This window comes from Variovorax endophyticus, from assembly GCF_025376855.1.
Lineage (GTDB): Bacteria > Pseudomonadota > Gammaproteobacteria > Burkholderiales > Burkholderiaceae_C > Variovorax.
The window spans coordinates 56322-79982 of the sequence record NZ_JAHUTH010000038.1 but is presented as its reverse complement, the minus strand read 5'-3'; the positions used below and the strand labels follow the sequence as shown (position 1 = coordinate 79982).

Sequence of the window (23661 nt, the reverse complement as noted above, 5' to 3'; positions counted from 1 at the left end):
TGCTCGCTGGTTGCGGCTATGCGCCGGCCGATTGGAGGAATGCCTTGTCGCTGCGGTACGCCGCCGGGGTCATCCCGCGAAGCCGGCGAAAGTGGCGGTTGAAGTTCGAGATGTTGTTGAACCCGACCTGGTAGCAGATGGCCGAGATCTGCTGGTCGGTGTGGCGAAGCAGGTGACACGCCTTGGTGATGCGCGTGCGCGTCACGAACTCGACGAAGGTGCAGCCCATCACCCGGTGAAAGGAGCGCGAGAAGGACTGCGCACCCATGCCCGCGAGCTCCCCCATGCCTGTGAGCGAGAGGTCGTCCATGTAGTGCTCGCAGATGTGGCCGACCGCCTTGTCGATCCGGCTCGACAGCCGTTCGGTGACTTCTTGCGATGGCCGCGGGAGCGCGCGGTCCATCGACAGTGGATGGCTCTCGGGCCAGGTCGCGAGGTAGCTCAGCAGTGCCACCAGTTCCGCGAAGCGCGCCAGGCCGCGATAGGCCCGGATGCGGTGGAAGTGTTCGCGGATCTCTTCTCCCATGCCCGCGAACTCGATCCCGTGGCGTGCCCGCTCCAGCAGGCGCAAGGCCTCGCCCAGATCGGGGAACAGGCCCGCCGCCTGCCGCAAGGCATCGTCGCCGAACTGGATCGCCAGGCTTCGCACGGCCACGCCGCCCGCCGGTACGTCGTGGGAGACGAAATGGTGCGGCACCGAGGGACCGATCAGCGCGAGGAAGCCCGGCGCGAAATCGACGATCTCGTCGCCGATGTAGGCCTTGCCCCGGGTCTTGACGACCAGGTGCAGCTCGTATTCGTCGTGGTAGTGCCAACGGTCCAGCCGCGACGGCGCGCCGTGCACGAGGCAGCCGATGCCGCTGGATGGCGCGGTCTCGAAGCCCAGCGCCGGGTCGCGCAGCAGTGCGTGTTCGAAGGTGGCCTCGTGCGGCTCGCGCGGATGCGGTGCACCTGCCGGCGCGTACGTGGCGCGGGCGACGGGGGCGAAGGCGGTGGCGATGCTCATTGCACGGACTCCATGAAGCGGGGAGAAAGCGCCTGCGCCCGCGCGCCGAACAGGGGGGCCAGGGCGCGGTACATGTCGCGGAAACTCCGGTAGCGGGTGTCGAACATCGAGGCCAGCGCTTCGTCGGGCTGGTGGCGCGACACCACGCGCGCGGGCCTGCACACGGCCCGTGGGTCGTGGCCGAGCGCGAGCCAGCCCAGCCGCGCGGCGCCCAGCGCGGCGCCGAGTTCGCCGCCCGCGAGCCGGTGCACCGGCTTGCCCAGCACGCTGGCGAGCATCTCGGTCCAGTAGATACTGCGGGCGCCCCCGCCGACGACGGCCAGGGAGGCGATGCGCGTGCCGGTCGACTCGATCGCGGCCATGGCATCGCGCAGGCCGAAGCACACGCCTTCGAGCACCGAGTGCCCGAGCAGCGCGGCGTTCGTATCGTGCGACAGGCCGAAGAAGACGCCGCGCGCGTCCACGTCGTTGTGCGGCGTGCGCTCGCCCGACAGATAGGGCAGGAAGAGGGGCGCCTGTGCCGGATGCAAAGCCTGCGCGGGATGGCCCCCTCGTGCCATGTTGCCTTCGATCACGCGCAGCAACGCGTCTTCGTCGGGCTCGCCGACGATGCGGCTGATCCAGCGCAGGCAGCTCGCGCCCGAGAGCATCGCGCCCATCTGGTACCAGCGCCCGGGCAGCGCATGGCACCAGGCGTGGATCGACGCTGCCTCGTCGATGGCGGCGTGGCCCGTCACGGCCACGATCGATGCACTGGTGCTCAGGTTGACGAAGGCCTCGCCCAGTTCGATCGAGCCGATGCCCAGGCCCGACACCGGCGTGTCGCCGCCGCCGGCAGCCACCACGACGCCGGCCGCCAGGCCGAGCTCGGCCGCGACCTGCGGCAGCAGCGTCGCGCCCGGCTCGATGGACTCGCGCACGCGCGGCAGTTGCGAGAGCGCGAGGCCGCTGGCCGCGACCAGCGGTTCGCTCCAGCAGCGCCGCTTCACGTCGAACCACAGCGTGCCCGCCGCATCCGAGACGTCGGTGGCGCGTTCGCCGGTCAGGCGCAGCCGCAGGTAGTCCTTGGGCGACAGCACGCAGTCGATGGCGGCGAAGCGCTCGGGCTCGTGCCGCGCCATCCAGCGCAGCTTGGGCGCGGTGAGGCCGGCCATCGGCCGGCTGCCGGCGATCGCCGCCACCTGCGGCACCGCGGCTTCGATCTCCCGGCTTTCCTTCACCGCGCGCCCGTCGTTGTGCAGCATCGCCGGGCGGATCGGCTGGTCGTCGCGGTCCAGCACGACCGCGCCGTGCATCTGGCCCGTGAGGCCGATGCAGGCGATGCGCGGCCACGCCCGCGGACAGGCGTTGCGCAGGTCGGCCAGCGCCTCGCGCACGGCGGCCCACCACTGGCGGGGATGCTGCTCCGACCAGTCGGGCTGCGGACGGGAGATCGGCAGGCGCTTGTCGACATGGCCGAGCACCGTGCCGTCCTCGTCCAGCAGCAGCACCTTCACCGCGGAGGTGCCGAGATCGATCCCCAGCGAAACGTTCGTGCTCATGCGGGGATCACTCCCCGCATGGCGCGCCGGTCAGCGTCGGCTAGGCACAGCCACAGGAACGGCGCACCATGAAGGTCGGCGCCAGGCGAACGGTCTGCCGTGGACCGTCGGGCGTCTTGATGCGCTTGTTGAGCAGCTTCATCGCGCGCAGGCCGATGTCCTGCACCGGCTGCGCCATGACCGTGAGGCGCGGCTCGAAGTACTCGGCCCAGTCGAAATCGTCGAAGCCCACCACGGCCACGGCATCGGGGATGTCCAGGCCCGCCTCGCGGATCGCGCTGACCACGCCGATGGTCATCAGGTTGTTGGCCGAGACGATGGCCGTCGGCGGCTCGGGCAGCGCCAGCAGCGCCTTCACCGCTTCGCGCGCCGGCCCGATCGTCGACTGCCCCTCGCGCACCAGCGATGCATCCCATGGCAGCCCGGCCTGCGCCAGCGCGTCGCGGTAGCCCTGCAGGCGTTCCATGGAGGTCGAGAGCTCCGGCGCCCCCGAGACGAAGCCGATGCGTCGGTGGCCATGCCCGACCAGGTGCGCGACCATCTGCGCGGTCGATGCCACGTTCTCCACGCCGACCTGGTCGAAGTCCGTCGACATGAGCCGGTCGACCAGCACCGTGGGCACGTTGGCTTCCTGCAGGTACTTCAGCGCCCGCCGCTCGGGATCGGCGGCCGGGGCGAACAGGATGCCGTCCACGCGGCGCTGGTGCAGCGTCTTGATGGCGCGCAGCTCCTGGGCCGGATCGTCGTGCGTGTCGACGAACAGCATCGCCAGCCCGAGTCGGCTGCACTCGGCTTCGATCGCATGCACCGTGCCCGAGAAGTAATGGTTCGACACCGCCGCGATCGCGACGCCGATCGTGCTCGAGGCCGAGCGCGCCAGCGAGCGCGCGAGGATGTTCGGCGTGTAGCCGACCTGGGCGATCGCCGCCTCGACGGCGCGCACCGTGTCCGGATGGACCACGCGGGTGCCGTTCAGCACATGCGACACGGTGGCTGTGGAGACCTTCGCCGCGAGCGCGACGTCGTTCATGGTTGGCAAGGGGAAGCTGCTCCTGTTGATCGCCCGGCGCCAAAAGCCGGGCGGACACGATTATTCCCTCGAACGGGGAGCTCCCTGGATGCATCTTGCTCAAGCCAGTGCCTCCGCGGGGAGGTCCTCGGGCCGCTTCGCACCGGTCATGACCGCGACCACGTCGCTCATGCCGATCGCGTTGGGGTTGACCACCGCGGCGCGGCGGCCGAGCCGCGCGATGTGGATGCGGTCGGCGATCTCGAACACGTGAGGCATGTTGTGGCTGATCAGGATGACCGGCAGCCCCTTGTCGCGCACGCGCCGGATCAGCTCGAGCACCATGTTGCCCTCCTTCACGCCGAGCGCGGCCGTGGGCTCGTCGAGGATCACCACGTGCCGCGCGAAGGCGGCGCTGCGCGCGACCGCCACGCCCTGGCGCTGGCCGCCCGAGAGCGTCTCCACCGCCTGCACCATCGAGCGGATGCCGATCTGCAGCAGCTTCATGTGCGCCTCGGCTTCGGCCAGCATGCGCTTCTTGTCGATGATGCGGAACAGCCGGCCCAGCAGGCTGTCGCGCAGCAGCTCGCGGCCGAGGAACAGGTTCTCGGCGATCGTCATGGCGGGCGCCACGGCGAGGTCCTGGTACACCGTCTCAATGCCCTTGCGGCGCGCATCCATCGGCGACTTGAACTGCACGGGCCGGCCGTCGAGCAGGATCTCGCCCTCGTCCGGAATGGTCGCGCCCGACAGCGCCTTGATCAGCGAGGACTTGCCCGCGCCGTTGTCGCCGATCACCGCGAGGATCTCTCCGGCGCGCAGGTCGAAGTCGGCGCCGTCCAGCGCCGTGACCTGGCCGTAGCGCTTGACCAGGCCGCGCGCCTGCATCACGAGCGGGGGAGGTGTTCTGGCGTTCATGTTCATCCCTTCTTACGCGAGAGTTCGTCGGTGGCCACCGCGAGGATCACCAGCACGCCGGTGATCAGCACCTGGTAGACCGAGGACACGCCCATCAGCGTGAGCCCGTTGCGGAACACGCCCACGATCAGCGCGCCGAGCAGCGTGCCCAGGAGGAGGCCGCGCCCGCCGAACAGGCTGGTGCCGCCGAGCACCACGGCCGTGATGGCGTCGAGGTTCTCCGTCTGCCCCGCGTTGGGGTCGCCCACGCTGGTGCGCGCCACGGACAGCAGGGCCGCGATGCCGTAGAACAGGCCGGCGACCATGTAGACGCCGAGCAGCACGCGATCGGTGGAGATACCGGTCAGGCGCGTGGCCTCGGGGTTGTTGCCCACCGCATAGACATGACGGCCGGGCCGTGTGTCGCGCAGCACCCACCACATCAGCGCATAGAGGCCGAGCATGAGCACGGTGCCGTAGTTGATCTCCACGCCGCCCATCGACACCGTGCCGCCGAACCAGGTCAACGGCGACGGAAGATCGGTCACGGTCTGCGCATTGGAGTAGAGCTGCGTGATCGCGAACGCGATGTTCATCGTGCCGAGCGTGACGATGAAGGCCGGCAGCCGTACCCGCGTCACGAGCAGGCCGTTGAGCAGGCCGAAGGCCACGCACACCAGCATGCCGCAGGCGATCGCGAGATAGGGATCGAGGCCGGCGGCCGTCGCGAGCTTCGTCATGACGATGCCGCCGAGCGCCATCACCATGCCGCACGAGAGATCGATGCCGGCCGTGAGGATCACCAGGGTCTGGCCGATGGCGATGGTGCCGACCACCATCACCTGCTGCAGCACCAGCGAGAAGTTCTCGACGCTCAGGAAGCGATCGCTCTGGAACGAGAAGAAGGTGCAGGCCAGCAGCAGCGCGATGACCGGTCCGAGCGAGGACAGCCGGGGCAGGCGATGCCGCAGGCTCGGGCCCGGCGACGGGCCGGCCGTTCGGCCGAGCGACGATGAAGTGGGGGATGCATGGCTCATGGCGGCCTCGTGGTTGGCGGTGGTGCCCTGCGTGCGGCATGGCTGCGCCCGACCGCCATGCGAGCCATGGCGGCTGGAGGAAGAAACGGGTGAACGGTGGCCGGGTGCTCGCGCGTGCGCCTACTTGGCGCCCCAGCACAGCCCGAGGCCGACGGCGCTGTCCTTGCTGTCGATGCCGGGCATGGGCTTGTCGGTGATCAGCGTGACGCCCGTGTCGGTGTAGCCGCTGGCCTTCTTGCCGGTCTTCGCGAAGGCGATGCCGGCCTCGACGCCGAGGCTCGCCATGCGCAGCGGATACTGCTGCGAGGTCGCGTCGATCATGCCGGCCTTGAGGTTCTTCACGCCGGTACATCCGCCGTCGACCGCGACGATGACGACACCCTTCTCCTTGCCCGCCTTCTTCAGCGCCTGGTACGCGCCGGCGGCGGCGGGTTCGTTGATCGCGTAGACGAGGTTGATGTCGGGCGACTTCTGCAGGCAGTTCTCCATCGCGGTCTGCCCGCGCGGCTGGTCGCCGTAGCTGTCGGCCATGCAGACCACCTCGGGCGCGGTCGACAGCTGGTTGCTCCTGGCATCGGCCACGCCGGGCAGGCCGAAGCCCGCGAGGAAGCCGTTGTGCCGCTGCGCGCCCACCGGGTGCCCGGGGAACAGGTCGATGGTCGCGATCTTCGCGGGCTTCCCGCCGAGTGCCGCCTTCGCATACCGGCCGATCAACTCGCCGGCCGTGTAGTTGTTGGTCGCGAAGAGCGCGTCGCTGGCCTCGATGGGATCGGTCGGGCTGTCGAGCGCGATGACCATCACGCCCTTGGCCTGCGCCCGCTTGATCGTCGGCACGATCGCCTTCGAGTCGCTCGGGGTGATGAGCAGCGTCGTGGCACCCGCCGCGAGCATGTTCTCGATGGCCGTGACCTGACCGGCGTTGTCGTTGTCGAACTTGCCGGCACCCGTGAGCAGCTTCGCGCCACCGGCGTCCGCGGCCTGTTTGGCGCCTTCCTTCATCTTCACGAAGTAGGGGTTGGTGTCGGCTTTCGTGACCAGGCCGATGACGGGCTGGGCAGCGAAGGCGCCGGGTATCGCCGCGTGGGCGAACACGACGGCGATGCACGCCGCGGCGTGGCGAATCTTTATTAGCACTCTTGCCTCCTTGAAAACGGCATTCACCGCCGTTGGAGGCATTTTTCAACGACGTAAGCGCTTGCGCAAGCGCTTAACATTGCCAGATTCCTAGGGAAAACCAGACCATCGCGGGCTGACCGGCACGGAATGAGAACTGCGTCACACTTTGAAGGCCCGGGGAGTTCGGCCGGCGCGCTGCTGGCAAATGCGCCGATTCGCCGCCAGGCGCGAGACGCGGCGCATGCCGGCTCCTATGCTGCGTTCATGACCGCCTCCGACCTCGCCACCCTCTACCGCCACTACATCGACTGCCTCAACGCCCAGGACTGGGCGCGCCTGGGCGACTTCGTGCACGACGACGTCCGGCGCAACGGCGTCCGGCTCGGGCTCGCCGGCTACAGGGAGATGCTCGAGACCGATTTCGCGCAGATCCCCGACCTGCGCTTCCTCATCGACTTGCTCGTGAGCGAGCCGCCCCGCATCGCGAGCCGGCTCGCGTTCGAATGCACGCCCAAGGGCCTGTTCATGGGACTGCCGGTGAATGGCCGGCGCATCGCGTTCGCCGAGAACGTCTTCTATGAGGTCGCCGACCAGCGGATCCGCGAGGTGTGGTCGGTGATCGACAAGGCATCGATCGAGGGACAGCTCTGACCGGGTGCGCGGGCCTCTGGCGCGGCCCCTTCGTTCACACCGGCGCGCGTGCTTCGTCCTTGTTTCTCACGCAGTACTCGAGCGCCGCCTCGAGCATCGGCCAGTTGGCGAACACGTAGACCCGTTCGACCCGGTCCCAGCGCCCACCGAATTCCTTGAGCGTCAGCGCGAGCCCGGAGAGGCTGCCCAACACGGCGGGCTTGGATTTTCCATAGGGTTCGCAGTGCTCGGCCACTGTGCAGCCAAGCCGCGCCGCAAGGCCCTGTGCGCGGTCCGTACCGCTCGAAGGAGGAAGAAGCATGCGCGGATTTTCGCAAAAGCCCGGGGGCGCATGTTTCTCGTCGCATCCCCCAAACGTGGGGTTGTCAACCGCGATGCCGGTGTTCGGGCCGCGCTGGCTACCGAAAGCTGGCCTCAGGATGAGGGCAGTTCGATCAGTCCCGCGAGCGGCACCGCCTCGATCCGTTCGGCGCTTGCGATCACGATCGCGCGGTCGGACCGGCCGGCGCTCTCGGAGAGGGTGCGCCACAGACAGCGGATCGAGTTGGCATCGAGCGCCGCGGTGGGTTCGTCGAGCAAGATGAGTGCACGCCCCGAGGCCAGTGCCGCCGCCAGCCAGACTTTTCGTTTCGACCCGGTGGAGAGCATGTACATCGGCTTCTCGAGGTGCGGCGTCAGGGAGAAGCCCTCCACGAGCGCTTGCCACTTCGATGCATCGAAGCCTGGGTCGCCGGCACTCAACGATGCGGTGCACTGCGTCGCCGGGATCTCATTGAAGGCGTCGGTCTCCGGGTCGACGAAGAACAGGTTCCTGGCATAGGCGTCCCGGTCTTCGTCCAGGCGCGCTCCGGCGAGGTCCAGCTGGCCTTCGCCGCGAAGCTTCCCCGCCAGCAGCCGGAGCAGCGTCGACTTTCCGCTGCCGTCGTCACCGTGGATCTGGGTCACCCCGGCGCCGACGCTCGCGTTCCAGGCGGACAGGAGCGCGGGCCGCCCGGGGTAGGCGAAGCTCAGGCTCCTGACGACGAGAAGGGGCGAGACAGACGCTGGGTTCATGCCTCGACCCTAACGCAAAACCGGCGCGTGCCGCGCTCGTCGGGTCGACGCTCTCAGGACGCCGCGATCACCGGAAAGTCCGTCCCCAGCCACTTCTGATAGAGCTTGTTGAGCTCGCCGTTCGCGCGGTTGCGCGCGACGAACTCGTCGAGCGTCTTCTTGAGCTCGGCCTGGCCGGGCCGCATGGCGATGGCCATGACCTGCTCGCGCACGGTGAACTTCTTCTCGTAGGTGTCGGGCGGCACGCGCTTGGCGATCTGCGCGGCTACGGTGGTGGAACAGCCGATCGCATCGACCTGGCCCGAGATCAGCGCCTGCATGCCCGAGGCATCGTCGTCGAAGCGGCGGATCTCGGTGCCCTCGGGTGCCATGGCGGTCAGCGCCACGTCCTGGACGCTCGCGCGCGCCACCCCGATGCGCCGTCCCTTGAGGTCGGCCGCGCTCTTGATGTCGACCTTCTTCGCGCCGTACAGGATCACGGTGGCGGTCGCATAGGGCGCCGAGAAGTCGACCTGCTTGGCGCGCTCGGGCGTGATCGCGAGCGAGGCCACGAGCAGGTCGACCTTGTTGGTCAGCAGGAACGGGATGCGGTTGGGCCCGGTGACGGGCACGAGGTTGAGCTTGACGCCGAGGTCCTTGGCCAGCAGCCGCGCGACGTCGGCGTCATAGCCGTCAGGCTGGTTCTGCGCATTGGTGGTGCCGTAGGGCGGAAAGTCCACGAGCAGCCCGACCGTGAGCTGGCCCTTCTTCTGGATTTCCGCGGCGCTTTGCGCCACGGCGGCACCGGACAGGCCGGCCATGGCGGCGCCGGCCGCGACCGCCAGCAGTTGCCGGCGCGACATCGAATCGAACATGTGAGTCTCCTTGTTAATTGGTCGGCGAGTACGGGAGAAAAGCGAGGCGGCCCCGTCACATCACGCCGAAGGTCTCGAAGGCTTCGACCGTGCTCATCCCGTTGCGGATGGCGGTGCGCACCGCGTTCTCGGTGCTGGCCTTCTCGAGCGCGCGGCGGAAGGCCTCGACCTCGGCCTCCCTCGGCACGATCAGCACGCCGTCCTGGTCGCCGAAGACGATGTCGCCCGGACGCACGCGCACGCCCTGGATCTCCACCGGCACGCGGTAGTCGACGACCTTGCCGCGCGGGCCCTGGTCCTGCGAATAGCCGCCGAGCGAGAAGACCGGCAGGCCCAGCTCCAGCACCTCGTTGGTGTCGCGCGAGTAGCCGTCGAGCACCGCGCCCGCCGCCTTCAAATGCTGGGCGCGCGTCGTCATGAGCCCGCCCCAGAGCGCGAATTGCGGCGCGCAGCCCGTGGCGACATAGACCTCGTGGGGCTTCAAATCATCGAGCGCCTGGAACAGCAACCCGAAGGGCTGCCGGCTCAGCGGCGTCTTGCCTTCGGGCTCGGAGCGCGCGAAGCAGTTGGTCTCGAGCACCGGCATCGCGCGGCCCGCGATCACCATCGAGCGCTCCACCGGCCGGATGGCGGGCGGCAGGAACTGCCGCAAGAGCCCCATGGTGTCGAGGATGTCGCCCACCGCGGCGGGGAACAGCTTGGTCTTCATGAGCTGGAACAGCTCGTCATCGTCTTTCCACATGCTTGTCTCTTAGTTCGGTCAGCCAGTCGATCAATGGCCTGATTGAACGGGGCAAGGGCCGGGGTCGCAAGCTCTCACCCTATATGATAGGTAGCGATGACCGCCCACCCCTTCGTCCTGGACAAGCTCGAGCGCGTGCCGCTCTCGGAGCAGGCCGTGCAGAGCCTGCTGGGCTACATCGAGCGCTCGCGGCTCGCGCCCGGCGCCGCGCTGCCCGGCGAAGGGCGGCTGGCCGAGATCCTCGGCGTGAGCCGGCCCGTGGTGCGCGAGGCGCTGCGCACGCTCAAGGGCATGGGGGTGGTCGACATCGCCAACGGCAAGAGCCCGATCATCCGGCGCGACCTCGACGCCACCGCGATGTCGATCTACTTCGCGCGCGCGCTGCAGGTGCTCGACAACTCCACCGAGGACCTGATGGCCGTGCGCGCCGCGCTCGAAAGCCAGTCCGCGGCGCTCGCTGCCGCGCGTCTGCAGCCGGCCCAGATCGAGCGCATGACGGCGCTGGTGACCCGCATGCAGGGCTGCCTGCGCGACCCGGTCACCTATGCGGCGCTCGACACCGAGCTGCACGTCGAGATCGCGCGCGCCAGCGGCAACCCCTTGCTGTGGCAGATGATCGGCTCGATCCGCGCGTCGCTGGAATCGCTGTCGCGCCAGGGCATGGAACGGCGCAAGACGCGCAAGAGCCTGCAGCAGGTGCAGGACGGCCACGCCGAACTCGTGGCCCGCATCTGCGAGGGCGACGTGGCCGGCGCCGCGGCCGCCATGCAGGCCCACATGGCGGCGGCGCTGCATGCGCTGCTGCGCGAACCTCAGGCGTGATCGGTCGAGCGCGTCACCGCTTCCCAGGCATCGATCTCATCGGACATCGCCGCGAGCCTGGCGCGCACGAGCCCCAGCGCATCGGTGCCCAGCAGCAGATGCGCCGGCGGATTCGGCGCCTCGACCAGCGCGAGCAGCGCCTGCGCCGCCTTCGCAGGGTCGCCGGTCTGCGCCCCGCTCTTGGCCTGCCTGGCCTCGCGGATGGGATCGAAGAGCGCGTCGTAGTCCGCGATGCTGCGTTCCGATCGCACCATCGAGCGCCCGGCCCAGTCGGTGCGGAACGAGCCCGGCGCGACGGCGGTGACATGGATGCCGAAGCCCGCGACTTCCTTGCCGAGCACCTCGGAAATGCCCTCGAGCGCGAACTTGCTGCCGCAGTAGTAGGCGATGCCGGGCATGGTGATGAAGCCGCCCATCGAGGTGATGTTGACGATGTGGCCGCGGCGGCGCGCGCGCATCGAGGGCAGCACGGACTTGATCATCGCGACCGCGCCGAAGACGTTCACGTCGAACTGGCGTTGCATCTCGGCCAGGCTGGACTCCTCGAGCGTGCCCTCGTGCCCGTAGCCCGCGTTGTTGACCAGCACGTCGATGGGCCCGTGCTCGGCGAGCAGCTGGGGAACGGAACGCTCGATCGCGTCGAAGTCGGTGACGTCGAGCACCACGGCATGCGATCGGCCGGGCGCGCTGCGCTCGAAGGCTTCCTTGTTGCTTTCGCTCCTGACGGTGCCGAGCACCGTGTGCCCTTGCGCGAGGGCGGCCGCGGCGAAGGCTTTTCCGAATCCCGAATTGACGCCCGTGATGAGGAAGGTTTTGAGTGATGTCTGGGTCATGGTCGGCTCCTTGAAGATCAGGCACCGATCGTAGAAATCGCAGCACGGTCGCGATATGCCGAGTCGCACACATGGCTTGCCTAAAACTGCAAAGCCGTGGACCCGGCGGCCCGGCTGTGGCAGATTCGCGGCTCCCATGAACGACGCTCGTCCACGCAACGCACCGCCCAAGGTCTCCCCTGTGCAGCGGCAGATGGTCGACCTGGTGCAGCCCCTGGCGCCGATCGAAGGCTACAACCTGACCGTGCTGCCCGATGTCCGGATCCTGCGCTCCGACCGGCCGTTGGCCCGCGCACCGGTGCTCTACGAGCCCGGCATCGTCATCGTGCTGCAGGGCCGCAAGCGCGGCTTCCTCGGCGACGAGGTCTATCTCTACGACGCGCAGCACTACCTGGCCGTGTCGGTCCCCGTTCCCTTCTCGATGGACACCGACGCCTCGGCGCAGGAGCCGCTGCTGGCGATCTACTTCCGCCTCGACTTCCAGGTCGCAGCGGAACTGATGATGAAGCTCGACGAGCACGGGTTGGCCGAAGGCGCGGCCCCCAGGGGCCTGATGTCGACCCCGATGGACGAGCGCCTGGCCCGCGCCGTGCTGCGCTTTCTGGAAGCGATGAATTCGCCGCTCGAGGCGCCGATCCTCGGCCCCGACCTGGTTCGCGAGATCTACTTCCGCGTTCTCACCGGCGAGCAGGGCAGCGCCATCCGGGCCTCGCTCACGCGCCAGGGCCACTTCGGCAAGATCGCGAAGGCCATCCGCACCATCCATGCGCGCTTCGACCAGAAGCTCGACATCGACGGTCTCGCCGACGAGGCCGGCATGAGCCCCACCTCCTTCCATGCGCACTTCAGGGCCGTCACGTCGACCTCGCCGATCCAGTACCTGAAGACCACGCGCCTGCACCAGGCGCGGCTGATCATGGCCCGCCACCAGGTCACGGCCGCGCATGCCAGCGCGCAGGTGGGCTACGAAAGCCCCTCGCAGTTCAGCCGCGAGTTCAAGCGCATGTTCGGCCGTGGCCCGGCCGAGGAGGCCGCGCGCATGCGCGAAGCCTTCGCGCGGCCCGATCCCTCGCCGCATGTGCTGTACGTGGCCGCGCACTGAAAGCCATGGGGCGTCTTTCAGCCTGACCTGTCGGCCAGCTTACTGAGGGCTCGTTGTCCGCCCCTGCCCCGTGGCCTGCGTGTTGGGGTTCTCGCCCGCCTTCGAACCCATCGACGAACCAGTGCCGGGGCGCGCCTTCTGGTTCGACGCCTTGCCCTGCGGATTCAGGTTGCCACCCGACATCGAGTTGCCCTGGCTGGTGGCGGAAGGCTGGGTGGTGGCCGAGGTCCCGCCTTTCTTCGGTTGCGTCGCGACACTGTCCGAGCTGTTCAGGCCCGGACCGCCGCCGCCGCTGCCACCAGACTGGGCCAGGGCGGGCACGACGGCCAAAGCAAAACCGCTGGCGCAAAGGATTCGGGTGATTCGGTTCATGAAGAAGTCTTTCCTGAAGTGGTGAAAAGAAGACTTCAATGAACCGCCTTGCCGCATCGGCCCGGGTGGGGCATCCGCGCCCTCCCCTGTCAGCCAATGCGCATCCCCGCGCGACCCACGCCATGAACCGCCGGTTTCCTACGGCCGCCGAGGGAGGGCGCGGGCACGGTGTCGACCATGGCCTCTTCCTCGACCCGCACCGTCCGCTCGCCCGGTCTTCTTCGCCTGTGCAAGGACGCCGTGATGGCATGGATCGACGATTTCGCGCCGAGCATGGGCGCGGCGATCTCGTACTACACGATGTTCTCGCTGGCGCCATTGCTGGTGATCGTGATCGCGGTGGCCGGCACGCTGTTCGGCGCCGAAGCCGTACAGGGCCAGATCGCGGCGCAGCTCTCGGGCCTGATCGGCGCGGAAGGCGCACTGGCGGTGCAGGGGCTGATCCGAAGCGCCAGCGAACCCTCGCGCGGCCTGGTGGCCGGCGCGATCAGCATCGTCGTGCTGGTGGTCGGCGCCACCACGGTCTTCGCCGAACTGCAGAGCGCGCTCGACCGCATCTGGCATGTGCCCGAGCGCGTGAAGCCGCAGGGCGTGTGGGGCATTCTGCGCGCGCGCGTGCTGTCGTTCGGACTGATCCTCGGCCTCGCGTTCCTGCTCATGGTCTCGCTCGTGGTGAGCGCGGCGCTCGCCGCGCTGGGAAGCTGGAGCGCCGCGCTGCTGCCGGGATGGGAGGCGCTGCTGCAGGGCGTCAACATCCTCGTCTCGCTCGCGATCCTCACCGTGCTGTTTGCGATGATCTTCAAGTTCATGCCGAGCGCGCCCATTGCCTGGCGCGACGTGTGGGTCGGCGCCGGCGTGACTGCCGTGCTGTTCGAGATCGGCAAGGTGCTGATCGGCCTGTACCTCGGCAAGAGCGGCGTCAACGAATCCTTCGCGGCCGCGGGCTCGTTGGTGGTGCTCCTGGCCTGGGTCTACTACGCGGCGCAGATCTTCCTGCTGGGCGCGGAGTTCACCAAGGTCTATGCCAATGCCCATGGGTCGGTGGCCGCGGGCAAGGCGCAGGCGGCCACGGAGGAAGCCGCGCGGCAGGCGGAGGCTGGCACGGACAGCCAGGTCGCGACCGGTCGCGCGCCGCCCGAGCCTGTCCGTCGCGCGCCGCGCCGGCTGGCATCGCCACTGGCCATGTTCGCCGGCGGCGCGCTGTTCATGGCGCTGGCGATGCGCCGCACGCGGCGGATCAGGCCGGCACGGGCACCGCGAAGCTAGCGGCGCCCGACATCGCGAGTGCGGCGGGCGACTTGCGCGCCGCTCTCCGGCGGCTCACGTAGTCGGGATGGAAGCAGCGCCGGCTGCCATCCTCGAAAGCCACCGTGACCATCCCGTCGGTCGAGGACACGACGACGCCGGCGCCGAAGCGCTTGACCTTCACGGGATCGCTCTCGGCGAAGGGCATGCGCTCGCGCGTCGCGGCTTTCGCGACCTTGGCGGTTTGCTCGCTCACCACGATGGGCTGCGCCATCGCGGCCTCGTGCGCCGCGATGCGCCGGCAGTTGTCGCAGGTGCCGCAGCGCTTCGCCGTGGCCGAGGGATCGAGGTCGTCGAGCAGCAGTTGCCAGCGGCACTGGCCCGACTGCGCATAGGCCAGCATGCGCTCGAGGGTCTCGCGGTCCTGCTCGCGCCGCGCCTTGTAGCCGTCGAGCATGGCGCCGAAGTCGGCGCGCTCGGCCATCGCCTGGCGCAGCGCGATGCGTCCGCGCCGGTCGATGGCGAGCAGCTTCTGCTGCCGCAGCAAGGCGATTGCCGCCTGCATGCGCGTGCGCGGACGCTCCAGCGCGTCGAGCAGGTTCGCGGCGGTCCAGCCCTCGGGCGTTGGTGGCTCCGCGAGCAGTTGCCGGTACACGGCATCGAGGTCCTCGAGCTGCGGATAGCGGCCCGCGAGAAAGAATTGCTGCACCGATCGGTCCTTGGCGTGGAACAGCAGCACGCAGCGCGCGCGCTCGCCGTCGCGGCCCGCGCGACCGGCCTCCTGGTAGTAGGCATGCAGGCTCGAGGGCATCTGGCAATGCACGACGAAGCGGATGTCGGGCTTGTCGATGCCCATGCCGAAGGCGTTGGTGGCGACCATCACGCGCGCGCTGCCCGCCATGAACGCTTCCTGCGCCTCGGCGCGCTCGCGCGCACCGAGCTTGCCGTGGTAAAGCGCGACCGATTGATCGGCCGCCTTCAGGGCATCGAAGGCCTCCTGCGCGGCCTTCACCGTGGCAGCGTAGACGATGCCGCTGCCGGCCTCCTCGCGCACCAGTTCGACGATGCGGCGCTGGCGCTCCGGCTCCTGCGTCGTCTGCTCGACCTCGAACCGCAGGTTGGCGCGGTAGGCGCCGGTATCGATCAGGCCGGCGCGCGGAATGCCCAGGTTCTTCATGACATCCGCCGCCACCTCCTCGCCCGCGGTGGCCGTGAGCGCGAGCACGGGCGGGCCGCCGAGCGCGCGGACGGCCGGACCGATCTCGAGGAAGGCGGGCCGGAAGTCGTGGCCCCATTGCGAGATGCAGTGCGCCTCGTCGACCGCCACCAGCGCCACGCGGTGCGCCGATAGCCGGCTCACGAACCCGGGGTCCGCCAACCGCTCGGGCGTGACCAGCACGATGCGCGCGCTGCCATCGTCGATCGCCTGCTCGGCGCGTTCCAGCTCGTCGGCGTTCAATGCGCTGTTAACCTGCACGGCGGTGATGCCCAGCGCCCGCAGCTTGTCGCACTGGTCCTTCATCAACGCGATGAGCGGCGACACCACCAGCGTGCGGCCCTCGAGCAGCAGGGCCGGCAGCTGGTAGCACAGAGACTTGCCGGCGCCGGTGGGCATCACGGCCAGTGTCGAGCGGCCGGCCATCACGCGCTCGATGACCTCGGCCTGGCCCGCGCGCAGGCGGGCATGGCCGAACACCTGGCGCAGCGTGTGCTTGAGGCGCGCGGCCGCATCGGGAACGCCTGGCATCAGGCGGTCTCTTCGTCGTCGTCCTCGCCGTTCTCGTCGGCGAGCTCCTCGGCATTCAGCGTTTCGGGGTCGTCGACGGCGTCGGCGACCTCCGTCGCGGCGTCCGGAAAGACGCCCACGCGGTCGGGCAGGATGTCCGCGTTGGTCGCCGGCTCCTCGCCGCCGTCGATCACGGCGCGGTCGTCGCCCGCGGCATCGCTGCCGCTGTCGCTGGAATCGCTGGGGCCGAGGGCGTCGGCGTCGGTGCCCTTGGGGGCGGTCGGGGCGTGCTCGCCGCCGAGGATGCTGCTGGTTGCCATGTGCGTCGTTTCCTTGGAAGACAGATGCACACAGACTGGGAGCCATCGCGCGCGGCGGAAGTAGGAGATTCGCGCATCCGGGCCGCCATCGATGTCTACGGATGCGGGTCGCCTCGACGGGCGCTTCAGACCGGCGGGTAGCTCCCGGTCCCGTCGGGCCAGCGCGTGAGCACCTCGTGGCCCTCGGGCGTGACGGCCACCATGTGTTCCCACTGGGCCGAGAGCGAGCGGTCCTTCGTCACCACCGTCCAGCCGTCGGGCAGGTGGCGGATCTCGCGCCCGCCCGCGTTGAGCATCGGCTCGATGGTGAACACCATGCCCGGCACGAGCCGCAGGCCCTCGCCGCGGCGTCCGTAGTGCAGCACCTGCAGGTCCTCGTGGTAGACCTGCCCGATGCCGTGGCCGCAGAACTCGCGCACCACGCCGAAGTGCTCGCGCTGCGCCACCGACTGGATCGCATGGCCGACGTCGCCCAGCGTGGCGCCGGGCCTGACGGCGAGGATGCCGGCGCGCATCGCCTCGTAGGTCGTCTCCACCAGCCGGCGCGCGAGCACGCTCGGCGCGCCGACGAAGTACATGCGGCTGGTGTCGCCGAACCATCCGTCCTTGATGACGGCCACGTCGATGTTGACGATGTCGCCCTTCTTCAGGATCTTGTCGGGCGAGGGAATGCCGTGGCAGACCACCTGGTTGACCGAGGTGAGGATGGTCTTCGGATACCCCTGGTAGCCCACGTTGGCCGGGACGAGGCCCTGCACGTTCACGATGTAGTCGTGGCAGATGCGGTCGAGGGTTTCGGTGCTCACGCCCGGCACCACGTGCGGCTCGATCATGGCGAGCACTTCGGCCGCAAGGCGGCCGGCCTGGCGCGCCTTGTCGATCTCTTCGGGGGACTTGATGTGGATGCCGGAAGCCATGGGTGCTCAGTCTTTGCATATACGAAACATATATGAATCATACATGCTTCGTTGCATCCGCCCTCGCCTGGAAGGAGGGGCCGGCGTGACACAGGCGCTGCCTATACTGGCCCGCAGGAGGGGAACATGCTGTCATTCATCCGCCGCCTTTTCGACCGGAAGCCCGGCACCGAACAGGTCGCCCGCTTGCTCCTGCAGGAGCTGCAACGCCTGCTGCCCGACGAGAAGCTGGTCCTCGATCCCGAGCAGTTCCTGATCCGCCGCGCGGACGGCGGCACGGTCTACCTGCACAACCTCTACACCGACTACTGCCAGGCCCGGCCGGCGGAGCGGCGCGAGCAGATCGCGCGCTTCGCGCTGGGCGTCGCGGGCATCGGCAGCGACCGGCCCGCCGACCTCGACGAGGCCAGGCCGCGGCTGCTGCCCATATTGCGGCGCCTCGCCGGCGTGGACCTCGCGCGGATCTCGCATGGCGACTTCTCGAAGAAGCTCGAGGACACCATGGCGTGGACCCCGTTCTCGCCCACACTGGGCGCGGCCGTCGCCATCGACAGCGACCATGCGATCGCGCAACTGAGCCCCGACGACCTCGAGCGCTGGGGCATCGGCTTCGAGCAGGCCTTCGAGATCGCGGTCGACAACCTGCGCCACAAGGCCGCGCCGGCCTTCGGCCAGCTCGCGCCCGGGCTCTACGTGTCGAACTACGGCGACTACTACGACGCGGGCCGCATCTTCCTGCACGAACTGGCCTGGCAGTTGCCGCTCGATGGCGACCCGGTGGCGATGGCGCCGAACCGCACCTGCCTGCTGGTCTGCGGTGCCGGCGATGCGGACGCGCTCGAGAACATGATCGCCACCGCGCGCCGGGTGCTGCGCGAGCAGTCGCGCCCGCTGAGCGCCGAGATGTTCAGGCTGCGCGACAAGACCTGGTCGCTGTGGACCCCGCCCGGCCAGGCTGGCGTGCAGCTCGCGGCGCTGCTGCGCGAAGTAAAGGCGGTCGACTACAACGACCAGCAGGAGGTGCTCGAGAAGGCCCACGTGGAGGCCGGCATCGACGTCTTCGTCGCCAAGCACAGCCTGCTGCGGCGCGAATCCGATGGCGCGCTGGTCAGCTATGCGGTGCTGCCCAAGGGCGTCGACACCTGGCTGCCCGAAGCCGACCTGGTCTTTCTCTGCGAGGTCGCGGGCGAAACCCCGACCATCGTCGCGTGGCCGCATTTCGCCGAGCATGCGGGCCACCTGCTCGAGCGGCTGCCGCTGGCCGTGCCGCGCTGGAAGGTGCTCGGCTATCCCGAGGGCGACTGCCTGCGGCGGCTGCGGGAGCTGGCGACGACGGTGGAGGCCGTGCAATTCCAGTGAGTGGAGCGGCGGCCGCCCCCGCGTTCAGCCCGCCGCATCCTCCGCGCCGTCGAGCAGGCGCGCGGCCTCCTGCAGGTCGGTCGTCTCGAAGCCCTCGGTGAAGTTGGCGAACACCCCCGCGAGCAGATCGCGGCCCTCCTGCGCGCGCTCGCCATCGGCCCACAGCCGCGCCAGGTCCATCGCCACGCGCAGCTCCCACGAGCGCGCGCCCTGCTGGCGGCTGACCGCCAGCGCTTCGTCCAGGCATTGCCGCGCCTGCGCGAGGCGCGGGGTCGGCCCGCCCGACAGCGCGCGCGCCTTCACGCGCAGCAGCTCCGGCAGGTTGTAGAGGTCGCCCTTGGCATGGACCAGCGCGAGCGTGTCGTCCATCAGGGCCAGGGCTTCGTCGTGCCGGCCGGTCATGACCAGGCCTTCCGCGAGCGTGAGGTTGAAGGCCGAGGTCAGCAGCTCGTAGCGCGATTCGCGCAGCTCGACCAGGCAGCCCTGCAGCGCGCGCACGCCCTGCTCCGCATCGCCGCGCCGCACGCAGAGCTCGCCCTTCACGCCGCGGCCCACCGCGAGGTAGGGCGTCAGCGAATGCGATTCGGCGAACGCGATGAAGCTGTCGATGTCGCGCTCGGCGCGCTCGAGATCGCCGGCCCAGAGGTAGACCGACACGGCCCAGATCAGCGCGATGCACAGCGTGACCGGGTGGTTGAGTTCGCGCGCCTCGTCGACCGCGCGCTGCGCCAGCGCCATCGCCTGCGAGGGGTGGCCCTGCAGCCACAGGGTGCGGGCCAGCGAGATGCAGGCGCGGTTGTGGAAGTCGAAGCCCGAATAGATGCTGGTGCCCTGCCGCGACAGCGTCGACCCCGCGATCGCGGCCTCGAGAAAATGACGTGCGCCGGCCTGGTCGCCCAGCAGGTGGTTCGACAGCCCCACGAGCGAATCCGCGATGGCCCGCGCGGTCGGGTCGTCGATCGAGGCCGCCACGCGCGCACAGCGATTCGCATGGCTCAGCGACTCCACGAAATCGCCGATGCGCTCGTGGAAGATCTGCAACCGCGCCAGCAGCTGGACCTGGCTCGCGCCGTCGCCGAGCGCCTCGGCCACCTGCAGGCTGCGCTCGAGCGCATGCCGCACCTCGTCGCTGTTGCCGCGGGTGAACATCTGCGAGAGACCCACGGCCGCCTGCAGATGCATCTCGACCGCGCCGCCGCGCGCGGCGGGCGTGAGTTGGGCCAGCGCGCGCTTCGACCAGCCATGGCACTCGGCCAGCAGCGACATCGCCATGAAGGCCGGCACGGCCGCCACCGCCAGGGAGAGGCCCAGGTCTCGGTCGACGCCGCGGTCGAAGCACCAGGCCAGCGCCGCGCGCACGTTGCCGAGGTCGGCCAGGTCGGAGGCGCGCGCGGTGTCGCCCGAGAAGGCCTCGTGCTCGGCGGCCATGCGCTCGAGCCGCGCGCGGAAGTGCAGCGCATGGCGGCGCGCGCTCGCCTCGGCGGTGTGTGCATCGGCCTTGGCGAGCGCATAGGCGCGCGTGCTCTCGAGCAGGCGGTACTGCGCGGAGCCGCCCGCGCGATGCACCGCGAGCAATGACTTCTCGGCCAGGCTTGCGATCGCGTCGACCACCTGCGCCTGCGTCAACGCCTCGTCGGCCACCACCTGCCGCGCGGCCTCGAGCGAGAAGCGGCCGACGAAGACCGCGAGCCGGCACAGCACCTCGCGCTCGCGCGGGTCGAGCAGCTCGTAGCTCCAGTCCAGCGTGGCCTGCAAGGTCTGGTGGCGCGGTCGGGCCGTGCGCTGGCCGAGCCACGACAGCGCGAGCCGCTCGTCGAGCAGCGCGGCGGTCTGGCGCAGGCCATAGGTGGTCACGCGGCGCGCCGCGAGCTCGATCGCGAGCGCGAGGCCGTCGAGCTTTCTGCAGATGCCCGCGACGACCTGCGCGTCGGCATCGTCGAGCGCCGGCATCGCACCGCTCGCGCCGGCCCGGTCCATGAACAGGCGCGTGGCCGGATACAGCAGCACGTCGCGCGCGAGCAGGCCGGGCTGGTCGGGCGGCGTGGCCAGCGGGTCGAGCGGATGGATGTGCTCGCCCGGCACGCGCAGCGCCTCGCGGCTGGTCGCGAGCAGGTGGATGCCGGGCGCGGCCTGGAAGATGCGCTCGGCCAGCGACGCGGCCGCCGCGATCACGTGCTCGCAGTTGTCGAGGATCAGCAGCATCCGCCGGCCGCGCAGGTAGGCGATGAGGCTGGGCACCGGATCGGCCGAGCGCACCGACAGCCCGAGCATCGAGGCGATGGCGCTCGGCACCAGGCCGGGGTCGGCCAGCATCGAGAGGTCGACGAACACCACCGCGCCGTCGAAGCCGTTCAACATGTCCTGCCCCACGCGGATCGCGACCGAGGTCTTGCCCACGCCGCCCGAGCCCACGATGGTGACGAAGCGGCTCCTGGCGAGTTGCGCGGGAATCGCCGCCAGTTCCTTGGCGCGGCCCAACAGTTCGAGCGGCTGCGCCGGCAGGCCCGGTTCGATCGGCCCCACCGCCGCTGCTGCGTCGGCCCGGACCTCGGCCATGGCCTCGCCGCGCGTGACGCGTGCGACGAAGCAATAGCCGCGGCCCACCACGTTCGACAGGTAGCGCGCGCCGTCCTGGCCGTCGTTCAAGGCCTGCCGCAGCATCGTGATCTGGTAGCGCAGGCTGCCATCGGACACCACCATGCCGGGCCAGGCTCGCGCCATCAGCTCCTGCTTGCTCACGATCGCGTTGGCCTTCGCGACCAGCACCAGCAGCACGTCCATCGCGCGACCGCCGAGCTCCACCGGCTCGCCGTCGCGCGCGAGCAGGCGTTCGCCCACGCGCAGCGTGAAGGGACCGAAGTGGAGGATGTCGTTGGCCGCGAAAGGCGGTGCGTCGCTCATGGCGGAAAGAGGATTTGGGGGCGTCGGGGCGCGCCGAGGATACCCGAGCGACATGCGCCGCGCGCAGGCTCCGTGTCACCCGCGCGCGGCGGATTTGTATGACCGTGTGTCGCGCCGCCTTGCAGGTACTTGCGCATGCGAATCGGCCGATTCTTCACACATGCGGGATACATCGGCTGGCTTCAATCGAGTGGTTTTCACTTCACAGAAACCACGCCATGACCGAACCGATTTCCTCCCTCACGCGCCGCCGCCTGCTCGCCACCTCGATGGCCTTCAGCGCCGCGTCGGCCGCCACCGGCGCCTTCGCCATGCTGCGCCCGCCTTCGGCCACCGGCCCCGACGACACCTCGGTGCGGCCCTTCCGCGTCGCGGTCGATCGCGAGGCCCTCGTCGACCTGCGCCGGCGCCTCGCCGCCACGCGCTGGCCGAGTGCCGAGACCGTGGCCGACACCTCGCAGGGCGTGCGCCTCGCCACCCTGCGTTCGCTGGTGCGCTACTGGGCCACCGACTACGACTGGCGCAAGGGCGAGGCGCGGCTCAATGCCGTGCCGCAGCTCGTGACCACCATCGACGGCCTCGACATCCAGTTCGCCCACATCCGCTCGCGCCACGCCGACGCGATGCCGCTGATCATGACCCACGGCTGGCCCGGCTCCATCTTCGAGCTGCTCAAGGTCGTGGGCCCGCTGACCGACCCCACCGCGCATGGCGGCCGCGCCGAGGACGCATTCCATCTCGTGCTGCCCTCGCTGCCGGGCTTCGGCTTCTCGGGCCAGCCCGAGGCCACCGGCTGGGACTCCAACCACATCGCGCGCGCCTGGGGCGTGCTGATGGCGCGGCTGGGCTACAAGCAGTTCGTCTCGCAGGGCGGCGACTGCGGCTCCGTGATCTCGCACCGCATGGCGATCCAGAAGGTGCCGGGCCTGATCGGCATCCACGTCAACATGCCAGGCACCGTGCCCGCCGAGATCGCCGCCATCCTCGCCGCGGGCGGCCCCGCGCCCGCCGGCCTGCTGCCGAAGGAGCGCGCCGCCTTCGACAAGCTCGACGACTTCTACAGGAACAGTTCGGGCTACTCCGCCATGATGGTCACGCGCCCGCAGACCCTGGGCTACGCCCTCGCCGACTCACCCGTGGGCCAGGCCGCCTGGATCTACGACAAGTTCGCGACCTGGACCTATTCGGGCGGCGTGCCCGAGCGCGTGCTCTCGCGCGACGAGATGCTCGACGACATCTCGCTGTACTGGCTCACCAACAGCGCGACCTCGGCGGCGCAGATCTATTGGGAAGACCACTCGAACAACTTCAACGCGGTCGACATCTCGCTGCCCGCGGCCGTGACCGTGTTTCCGGGCGAGATCTATCAGGCGCCGCGCAGCTGGGCGGACCGGGCCTATCACAAGCTCATCTATTGGAACGAGGTCGACAACGGCGGGCACTTTGCGGCCTGGGAACAGCCGGAGCTGTTCAGTCGCGAGGTGCGGGCGGCGTTCAGGTCGTTGCGCTGAGCCGGGCGCGCGAGCCCTGTCGTCAATCCGCCGCATGCGGACTGGGCCCGCGTTCGACCAGCGTGCGCAGCGCCATCTGCGTGCGCGTTCCTTCCACGCCCTCGACCTCGTGGATGCGCGCCAGCAGCACTTCCAGCGCCTGCGCATCGCGCGTGCGCACTTTCAGCAGGAGGCCGCTGTCGCCGGTGACGATGTGGATTTCCTCGATATCGGGAAGCGATTCGAGCGCCGCGATCTGGCGGGCACGCTTCACGGTGCTGGTGATCACCTGCACGAAGCACAGCAGCGGCCGCCCCAGCTTCGCGCCATCTAGGCGCGCCACGGTCGCGAGGATCACCCCGTCGCGTTTGAGCCGCTTCACCCGCTCATGCACCGCGGGCGCCGACAGGTGAAGCAACTCTCCCAGCGCGGCATAGCTGAGCGTGCTGTCGTTCGCGAGAAGCCCTAACAGTCTTCGGTCGACAGCATCCAGGCGGGCGGGTGCCTTGCTCTCCGGTTGAAGCTGGTTCGTATTTTTGGCCATGGTCCTGAAAGCGCTAGGGCAGCTGAATGATGTTCGGGAGAATAAGCCAAAGACAGAACATCATTCGGTGACCAACATGCCTGCAGCTTCGACCCTTGCCCTTCCTCCCTCGACGTCGGATGGA

Annotated in this window: 23 protein-coding genes; 6 read left to right on the top strand and 17 right to left on the bottom strand. The window is 69.4% G+C overall.

All coding sequences use genetic code 11. The annotated features are described in order from the left end of the window. Nucleotides 1–16 precede the first annotated feature (16 nt). The 6 genes from KV106_RS35130 to KV106_RS35105 form a co-directional block, all read right to left on the bottom strand. A complete protein-coding gene (locus tag KV106_RS35130) occupies nt 17–1006 on the bottom strand; it encodes an AraC family transcriptional regulator (protein ID WP_261216356.1) in 990 nt (329 codons plus the stop codon). Beyond that, nucleotides 1003–2547 carry a xylulokinase gene (gene xylB, locus KV106_RS35125; protein WP_261216355.1) on the bottom strand — a complete coding sequence of 515 codons (1545 nt, stop codon included), beginning with the start codon at nt 2545–2547 and terminating at the stop codon, nt 1003–1005. The genes KV106_RS35130 and xylB overlap by 4 nt, the downstream gene beginning before the upstream one ends. A gap of 40 nt (nt 2548–2587) precedes the next feature. Next, a complete protein-coding gene (locus tag KV106_RS35120; protein WP_261216364.1) occupies nt 2588–3577 on the bottom strand; it encodes a LacI family DNA-binding transcriptional regulator in 990 nt (329 codons plus the stop codon). 99 nt (nt 3578–3676) lie between these two features. Beyond that, nucleotides 3677–4474, bottom strand: coding sequence for an ATP-binding cassette domain-containing protein (locus KV106_RS35115; RefSeq protein ID WP_261216354.1), 798 nt, complete (start codon nt 4472–4474; stop codon nt 3677–3679). A 2-nt stretch (nt 4475–4476) separates the two neighbouring features. Further along, nucleotides 4477–5490 carry an ABC transporter permease gene (locus KV106_RS35110; RefSeq protein ID WP_261216353.1) on the bottom strand — a complete coding sequence of 338 codons (1014 nt, stop codon included), beginning with the start codon at nt 5488–5490 and terminating at the stop codon, nt 4477–4479. A 120-nt stretch (nt 5491–5610) separates the two neighbouring features. Continuing rightward, the gene (locus KV106_RS35105) at nt 5611–6666 is read right to left on the bottom strand and encodes a sugar ABC transporter substrate-binding protein (RefSeq protein WP_409976591.1); all 1056 of its coding nucleotides are present in this window, start codon (nt 6664–6666) and stop codon (nt 5611–5613) included. 204 nt (nt 6667–6870) lie between these two features. On the opposite strand from KV106_RS35105, the gene KV106_RS35100 reads away from it, so the two are divergent. Beyond that, complete coding sequence (locus KV106_RS35100) at nt 6871–7257, top strand: ester cyclase (protein WP_261216352.1); 387 nt, start codon at nt 6871–6873, stop codon at nt 7255–7257. Nucleotides 7258–7291: 34 nt separating this feature from the next. Here the strand turns inward: KV106_RS35100 and KV106_RS35095 are convergent, their stop codons facing one another. The 4 genes from KV106_RS35095 to KV106_RS35080 form a co-directional block, all read right to left on the bottom strand. Then, nucleotides 7292–7558, bottom strand: a complete 267-nt coding sequence (locus KV106_RS35095) for a hypothetical protein (protein ID WP_261216351.1) — start codon at nt 7556–7558, stop codon at nt 7292–7294. A gap of 113 nt (nt 7559–7671) precedes the next feature. After that, nucleotides 7672–8310, bottom strand: a complete 639-nt coding sequence (locus tag KV106_RS35090; protein WP_261216350.1) for an ABC transporter ATP-binding protein — start codon at nt 8308–8310, stop codon at nt 7672–7674. A 53-nt stretch (nt 8311–8363) separates the two neighbouring features. After that, nucleotides 8364–9164 carry a transporter substrate-binding domain-containing protein gene (locus KV106_RS35085; protein ID WP_209547073.1) on the bottom strand — a complete coding sequence of 267 codons (801 nt, stop codon included), beginning with the start codon at nt 9162–9164 and terminating at the stop codon, nt 8364–8366. Between the two features lie 55 nt (nt 9165–9219). Next, the gene (locus KV106_RS35080) at nt 9220–9906 is read right to left on the bottom strand and encodes an RraA family protein (protein ID WP_261216349.1); all 687 of its coding nucleotides are present in this window, start codon (nt 9904–9906) and stop codon (nt 9220–9222) included. Nucleotides 9907–10002: 96 nt separating this feature from the next. Here KV106_RS35080 and KV106_RS35075 point away from each other — a divergent pair, with 96 nt between their 5' ends. Continuing rightward, nucleotides 10003–10728 (top strand): FadR/GntR family transcriptional regulator, encoded by a 726-nt coding sequence (locus tag KV106_RS35075; RefSeq protein WP_261216348.1) that lies wholly within the window; start codon nt 10003–10005, stop codon nt 10726–10728. On the opposite strand, the gene KV106_RS35070 is transcribed toward KV106_RS35075, so the two are convergent. Further along, a complete protein-coding gene (locus KV106_RS35070; protein ID WP_261216347.1) occupies nt 10719–11561 on the bottom strand; it encodes an oxidoreductase in 843 nt (280 codons plus the stop codon). The two genes, KV106_RS35075 and KV106_RS35070, sit on opposite strands and share 10 nt — an antisense overlap. A gap of 136 nt (nt 11562–11697) precedes the next feature. Between KV106_RS35070 and KV106_RS35065 the strand changes: the two genes are divergently transcribed. Further along, complete coding sequence (locus KV106_RS35065) at nt 11698–12663, top strand: AraC family transcriptional regulator (RefSeq protein WP_261216346.1); 966 nt, start codon at nt 11698–11700, stop codon at nt 12661–12663. Nucleotides 12664–12702: 39 nt separating this feature from the next. Here the strand turns inward: KV106_RS35065 and KV106_RS35060 are convergent, their stop codons facing one another. After that, entirely contained in the window at nt 12703–13035 is a 333-nt protein-coding gene (locus tag KV106_RS35060) for a hypothetical protein (RefSeq protein WP_261216345.1), read from the bottom strand. A gap of 243 nt (nt 13036–13278) precedes the next feature. Between KV106_RS35060 and KV106_RS35055 the strand changes: the two genes are divergently transcribed. Continuing rightward, nucleotides 13279–14301 (top strand): YihY/virulence factor BrkB family protein, encoded by a 1023-nt coding sequence (locus KV106_RS35055; RefSeq protein WP_314733661.1) that lies wholly within the window; start codon nt 13279–13281, stop codon nt 14299–14301. On the opposite strand, the gene KV106_RS35050 is transcribed toward KV106_RS35055, so the two are convergent. From KV106_RS35050 to map, 3 genes are all read right to left on the bottom strand, one after another. After that, nucleotides 14273–16027 (bottom strand): RecQ family ATP-dependent DNA helicase, encoded by a 1755-nt coding sequence (locus KV106_RS35050; protein WP_261216343.1) that lies wholly within the window; start codon nt 16025–16027, stop codon nt 14273–14275. The genes KV106_RS35055 and KV106_RS35050 overlap by 29 nt on opposite strands. Continuing rightward, nucleotides 16027–16326: a hypothetical protein gene (locus KV106_RS35045; protein WP_057596244.1), complete on the bottom strand. Its 300-nt coding sequence runs from the start codon at nt 16324–16326 to the stop codon at nt 16027–16029. Before KV106_RS35045 ends, KV106_RS35050 begins: the two co-directional genes overlap by 1 nt. Before the next feature lie 125 nt (nt 16327–16451). After that, nucleotides 16452–17243 carry a type I methionyl aminopeptidase gene (gene map / locus KV106_RS35040; RefSeq protein WP_261216342.1) on the bottom strand — a complete coding sequence of 264 codons (792 nt, stop codon included), beginning with the start codon at nt 17241–17243 and terminating at the stop codon, nt 16452–16454. 126 nt (nt 17244–17369) lie between these two features. On the opposite strand from map, the gene KV106_RS35035 reads away from it, so the two are divergent. Next, the gene (locus KV106_RS35035) at nt 17370–18602 is read left to right on the top strand and encodes a DUF1444 domain-containing protein (protein WP_261216341.1); all 1233 of its coding nucleotides are present in this window, start codon (nt 17370–17372) and stop codon (nt 18600–18602) included. 24 nt (nt 18603–18626) lie between these two features. Here KV106_RS35035 and KV106_RS35030 read toward each other — a convergent pair whose 3' ends face one another. Beyond that, the gene (locus KV106_RS35030; RefSeq protein WP_261216340.1) at nt 18627–21503 is read right to left on the bottom strand and encodes an ATP-binding protein; all 2877 of its coding nucleotides are present in this window, start codon (nt 21501–21503) and stop codon (nt 18627–18629) included. A 218-nt stretch (nt 21504–21721) separates the two neighbouring features. Between KV106_RS35030 and KV106_RS35025 the strand changes: the two genes are divergently transcribed. Next, nucleotides 21722–23014, top strand: a complete 1293-nt coding sequence (locus KV106_RS35025) for an epoxide hydrolase family protein (RefSeq protein ID WP_409976590.1) — start codon at nt 21722–21724, stop codon at nt 23012–23014. Nucleotides 23015–23036: 22 nt separating this feature from the next. On the opposite strand, the gene KV106_RS35020 is transcribed toward KV106_RS35025, so the two are convergent. Next, on the bottom strand, nt 23037–23537 hold the full coding sequence (locus KV106_RS35020) for an Lrp/AsnC family transcriptional regulator (protein WP_057595974.1): 501 nt from the start codon (nt 23535–23537) through the stop codon (nt 23037–23039). Between the last annotated feature and the right edge of the window lie 124 nt (nt 23538–23661).